The following is a 4,554-nucleotide window of genomic DNA, read 5'->3' on the forward strand; positions in this document are numbered from 1 at the left end:
ACGGCATCGCCCAGCAGTTCAGCAAGGGCTGGATACATTCGTCGTCGAAGGGCACGTTCGCCTCGTCGTCGACGGTCATGAGCGCGTACAGCGCTGCGGGGTGGCTGCGCGGGAGCCTGGGCTGGCCCACGGCCGCTGAGACCTGCACCTCGCAGAACTGCCTCCAGGTCTTCGCCGGGGGAGTGATCCGCTACACGTCGGGCAAGGCGGCGTACGTCGTCCCGCCGGTCGACGACGCCAAGATCAAGGCCGTCTACGGCGCCCAGGGCGGTGTCTCGGGTGCTCTCGGATACGCCGCCATCGCGACTCAGAAGATCGTGGATCCGAACGGCAACGGCACCGCGCAGAGCTTCGACGGGGGATGGATCCACTCCTCCGCCGCGGGGACCTTCGCATCGTCGCCGACGATCATGACGGCCTACAGCAAGGCCGGGTGGGTCCGAGGCAAGATGGGATGGCCGACGGGCGCGGAGACGTGCGCCGGAACCGTCTGCATCCAGCCCTTCCAGGGCGCTGCCCTGCAGTACACCAAGGGCGGCCCCGCTGCGCCGTCGGCAGAGGTCACCAATGCGGCGATCCTGACCGCGTACAAGGCGTCCGGTGGCGCGACGGGTCCGCTGGGATACCCGCTGAAAGCGGCCACCAGGGTGACCGACAAGAACNNTCGTCGATCATGAATCTCTACTCGGCTGCGGGATGGCTCCGAGGATCGCTGGGCTGGCCCGTCAGCGCCGAGAAGTGCACGGACATCGGCTGCAGCCAGTCGTTCGCCGGCGGATCGCTGACGGCCGCGAGTGCGGGCTCCGACGGCAAGAAGGTCACCGCAGCGATCCGCACCCTCCACACGAGCCTCGGTGGAGCGACCGGCTCGCTCGGTGCTCCCGCTGCCGCCGTCGCGCACGTGACCGATCCGAAGGGGAACGGCGACGCCCAGCGATTCGACAACGGGTGGATCCACTCGTCCGTCAAGGGGACATTCGCGACCTCGACCCCGATCATGACGGCCTACAGCGCCGCCGGGTGGGTGCGCGGCGCTCTGGGATGGCCCACAGGGGCCGAGACCGCGGTGACGGACCCGAACGGGAACGGCATCGCCCAGCAGTTCACCGGTGGGTGGATCCACTCCTCGACGAAGGGGACGTTCTCGTCGTCGACCCGCATCATGTCGGCATACAGCGCCGCCGGGTGGGTGCGAGGAACGCTCGGGTGGCCGACCACGGCCGAGACGGCCGTCACCGACAAGAACGGCAACGGATTCGTGCAGCAGTTCGCCGGTGGATGGGTGCATTCGTCAGCGAACGGCTCCTTCGCCTCGTCGTCGACCATCATGAAGGCCTACAGCGCCGCGGGTTGGCTGCGTGGGTCTCTCGGCTGGCCCACGGGTGCCGAGACCTGCACCGCGGGCGGGTGCGCTCAGTCCTTCGCCGGGGGAACCATCCGGTACCAGACCGGGTCGGCCGCGGTCGTGTACCTGACCACGCAGAACTCGGCCATCCACAAGGCCTACAAGGCCGCGGGTGGGGCCTCGGGCTCGCTCGGACATGCGGCGGGCGCGGTCCAGGCGGTCACCGACAAGAACGGCAACGGCTTCGCGCAGAAGTTCGACGGCGGATGGATCCACTCGTCCGCCTACGGAACCTTCACCTCGTCGACCGCGGTGATGGACCTCTACAGCGGTGCCGGGTGGTTGCGCGGTTCTCTGGGGTGGCCCGTGGGCGCGGAGAGCTGTGCATCCGGCACGTGCGTGCAGGCGTTCGTCGGGGGGACGATCAAGATCACGCCGTCGCAGAAGAACGTCTTCCTGACGACGGGCAATGCCGCGATCCAGAAGCTCTACACCTCGCTGGGCGGCGCGAAGAGCAGCCTGGGCCATGCGGCCTCGGATCTGCAGACGATCACGGACCCGAACGGCAACGGCTTCGGGCAGTCGTTCTCGGGCGGCTGGATCCACTCCTCGGACCGGGGGACCTTCGCGTCCTCCGCCGCGATGATGAAGCTGTACAGCGCGCGCGGGTGGATCCGAGGAGCCCTCGGCTGGCCGACCGGTGCCGAGACATGCACAGCGACCACATGCACCCAGTCCTTCGCGGGCGGCACGCTGTCGTACACCAAGTAGACGCACGGAGCGCTCGGATAGACTGGCCGCATGAAGGTACTGCTCACAGGAGCTGACGGATTCATCGGATCGCACCTCGCGGAGCAGCTGGTCAGAGACGGTCACGATGTCCGAGCGCTCGTGCTCTACAACTCGTTCGATTCCCGCGGCTGGCTCGACGGGATCGACCCCGAGATCGCGTCGCAGATCGAATTCCTGCCCGGCGATGTGCGCGACCCCGCACTGATGATGTCGGCGGTGAGCGATCGCGACGCGGTGCTCCACCTCGCCGCGCTGATCGCGATCCCGTACTCGTACGCCGCGCCGGATCTCTATGTGCAGACCAACATCCAGGGAACGCTCAATCTGCTGAACGCCGCCCGCGCGGCGGGCGTGAGCCGATTCATCCACACCTCGACGAGCGAGGTCTACGGCACCGCGCGGTACGTGCCGATGGACGAGGGGCACCCGCTCCAGGGGCAGTCGCCGTACTCGGCGTCCAAGATCGCGGCCGATCAGATGGTGAACTCGTACCACGCCTCGTTCGGCCTGCCGACGGTGACGATCCGTCCGTTCAACACGTTCGGACCGCGTCAGTCCGCGCGAGCGGTCATCCCCACCATCATCAGCCAGCTCGCTGCCGGCAAGCGCGAGATCCAGCTGGGTGCGCTCACGCCCACGCGCGATTTCACCTACGTCCCCGACACGGTCTCGGGATTCACCACCGCTCTCACGAGCACAGCCGGCGTCGGAGAGGTGATCAACCTCGGTGCAGGCTTCGAAGTCTCGATCGGTGAGACGTTCGACCTCATCGCCGAGGTCATGGGCGTCGACGCGGTCGCGACCGAGGACCCGGCACGGCTGCGCCCCGCGAACTCCGAGGTCGAGAGACTGTTCTCCGACAACTCGAAGGCGCGGGAGATCCTCGGCTGGACACCGCGGCACGCCGGCGTCGACGGCTTCCGCGAGGGTCTGCGGGCCACCGCCGATTGGTTCACGGACCCGTCGAACCTGGCGCGGTACCGCACCGACGCCTACGTCGTATGACCGGCCCCGAGAGCGTCGTCCGCACGATCCGCGGGGTCGTCGGAGACGACCCCTTCGTCGGCCTTCACATCCCCGACATCACGGACCTCGAGAAGCAGCGGGTCCGGGAGTGCCTGGACTCCACGTTCGTCTCGAGCGTCGGAGCGTTCGTGGGCGAATTCGAGCAGTCCATCGCGGAATTCACCGGAGCCGCGCACGCCGTCGCCGTCTCCAACGGCACGTCGGCTCTGCAGGTGGCGCTCGAGCTCGCGGGAGTGACGGGTGGTGACGACGTCATCGTGCCGACGCTCTCGTTCGTCGCCACCGCGAACGCCGTCTCGCACGCCGGGGCGCAGCCGTTCTTCGTCGACAGCGACGAGGAGACGCTCGGCCTCTCGGTCGAGGCGGTGTCCGAGGTGCTCTCGGCGGCGCGGTCCACGCCCGAGGGCCTCGTCAACGCGGCCACCGGGAGGCGGATCGGCGCCATCGTCCCGATGCACACGCTCGGGCACCCGATGCACATCGCCGAACTCGTCACCCTCGCGGATTCCTACGGGGTGCCGGTCGTCGAAGATGCCGCCGAGTCGCTCGGCAGCCGGGTCGGCCCGCGGCACACCGGGACCTTCGGTGCGCTCGGCATCCTCAGCTTCAACGGCAACAAGATCCTCACCACGGGTGGGGGAGGAATGATCCTCACCGACGACGACGAGCTCGCGAGGCGTGCGCGTCATCTCACCACGACGGCCAAGCTGCCGCATCGGTGGGAGTTCGAGCACGACGAGATCGCCTACAACTACCGGATGCCGAACCTCAACGCCGCGCTCGGCGTCGCCCAGTTGGAGCGGCTCCCGGAGTTCCTCGCCGCCAAGCGGCGTCTCGCGCGCCGCTACCAGGACGCGTTCGCGGACCTTCCCGGCATCCGGTTCCTCGCTGAGCCGAGCGGTACTGAGAGCAACTACTGGCTCTGCGCGGTGCGCGTCGACGGAGCACAGCCCGAGCGTGACGCCGTGCTGGAGGCGACCAACGACGCGGGCCTCCAGTGCCGCCCGTTCTGGAATCCGCTGCACCTGCAGGCGCCGTACCGCCATCTGCCGCGAGCTGCGACACCGGTCGCGGAGCGTCTGCACGCGAGTGTCGTGTGCATTCCGAGCTCGCCTGCTCTGGCGCCCGCATGAGAAGGGTCGCCGTTCTCACCGGTACCCGGGCCGACTACGGGCTGCTGCGCGGGCTCCTGCGAGAGATCCAGGGAGACCCCGCGCTCGAACTCCAGATCATCGCCACGGGCACCCACCTCAGCGAGGCCTTCGGCCGCACGGCATCCGAGATCGCGAGCGACGGATTTACGGTCGCCGCCTCCGTGCCGATCTGGTCGGTCGACGACACCCGCCTCGGGGCCGCAGCGGCTGTGGGGCGAGCGGTCCCGCGCTACGCCC

General features: G+C 68.6%; 4 protein-coding genes and 1 pseudogene. All 5 read left to right on the forward strand.

Features of this window, described 5'->3' with window-relative positions:
* Nucleotides 1-677 (forward strand): LGFP repeat-containing protein (locus tag J7E68_RS20410; protein ID WP_396652517.1); only part of this gene is annotated, 677 nt, incomplete at its 5' end.
* On the forward strand, nt 674-2,116 hold the full coding sequence (locus tag J7E68_RS16750) for a hypothetical protein (RefSeq protein ID WP_215174498.1): 1,443 nt from the start codon (nt 674-676) through the stop codon (nt 2,114-2,116). The genes J7E68_RS20410 and J7E68_RS16750, both read left to right, overlap by 4 nt.
* A gap of 30 nt (nt 2,117-2,146) precedes the next feature.
* Nucleotides 2,147-3,142, forward strand: a complete 996-nt coding sequence (locus J7E68_RS16755; RefSeq protein ID WP_215174500.1) for a GDP-mannose 4,6-dehydratase — start codon at nt 2,147-2,149, stop codon at nt 3,140-3,142.
* A complete protein-coding gene (locus J7E68_RS16760) occupies nt 3,139-4,296 on the forward strand; it encodes a LegC family aminotransferase (protein WP_215174502.1) in 1,158 nt (385 codons plus the stop codon). Before J7E68_RS16755 ends, J7E68_RS16760 begins: the two co-directional genes overlap by 4 nt.
* A pseudogene (locus J7E68_RS16765) lies at nt 4,293-4,554 on the forward strand (UDP-N-acetylglucosamine 2-epimerase (hydrolyzing)); the annotation flags it as partial. The gene J7E68_RS16760 and the pseudogene J7E68_RS16765, both read left to right, overlap by 4 nt.

Source organism: Microbacterium sp. ISL-103 (assembly GCF_018613995.1).
In the GTDB taxonomy this organism is placed as follows: Bacteria; Actinomycetota; Actinomycetes; order Actinomycetales; family Microbacteriaceae; genus Microbacterium.

Coding starts and splice junctions, on each gene's coding strand:
- J7E68_RS16750 (WP_215174498.1), top strand. CDS start 674: ATGAATCTCTACTCGGCTGCGGGATGGCTCCGAGGATCGCTGGGCTGG.
- J7E68_RS16755 (WP_215174500.1), top strand. CDS start 2,147: ATGAAGGTACTGCTCACAGGAGCTGACGGATTCATCGGATCGCACCTC.
- J7E68_RS16760 (WP_215174502.1), top strand. CDS start 3,139: ATGACCGGCCCCGAGAGCGTCGTCCGCACGATCCGCGGGGTCGTCGGA.